The sequence below is a fragment of the Vibrio sp. OPT46 genome (assembly GCF_015163535.1).
In the GTDB taxonomy this organism is placed as follows: domain Bacteria; phylum Pseudomonadota; class Gammaproteobacteria; order Enterobacterales; family Vibrionaceae; genus Vibrio; species Vibrio alginolyticus.
In genome coordinates, this window is the sequence record NZ_JADDYG010000207.1 from 1 (window position 1) to 652 (window position 652).

Here is a 652-nt window from a genome sequence, read left to right on the forward strand (position 1 = left end):
AATGCATGATGATAACAGGAACCAAGTCAGTAATCATCCAAGCCAATGTAACCACTGACCTTTCAATAGATTGTGAATCAGATGTGCTCGATAACGAAGAAAAAGCGTTATGAAAATTCGAAAGTAAAACAGAAAGAGCAAAGCGATACATCAACATTTAATAATTACATTACTAGAAAATAAAACTATCTGAAGCAAAGGTATGCCATATTCGTCGGATAAACATACACCTGACGTCGAAACTATACGTTAGGAATAAAAGAGCCCCTGACCTAAGCCAGAGCTTATGAACATGGGGGATAGGTGAAGTGGACCAATATCCCGGAGATATGAACTTTCAATCCCCCGATACTTTGGTATCAGAGGAATCGACAACTCTCCAACTAGTCAGATTCTCTTTTCTTCAGATGTAAAAAAGCCCCAGCATTACTGCTGAGGCTTTAGAGTATGGCAGGGGTGGAGAGATTCGAACTCCCAACACGCGGATTTGGAATCCGCTGCTCTGCCAATTGGAGCTACACCCCTGTAATTCGTGTTATTGAGACGACGCTCAAATAAGTGGCGGAGTGGACGGGACTCGAACCCGCGACCCCCGGCGTGACAGGCCGGTATTCTAACCAACTGAACTACCACTCCGCAGTGGTATCACTCG

2 tRNA genes are annotated in these 652 nt (G+C 44.3%); both read right to left on the bottom strand.

The features are described 5' to 3' along the window. Window positions 1-448: 448 nt before the first annotated feature. Window positions 449-525, bottom strand: a tRNA-Trp gene (locus IQR33_RS09045). A gap of 34 nt (window positions 526-559) precedes the next feature. Next, window positions 560-636: transfer RNA gene (locus IQR33_RS09050), tRNA-Asp, on the bottom strand. Between the last annotated feature and the right edge of the window lie 16 nt (window positions 637-652).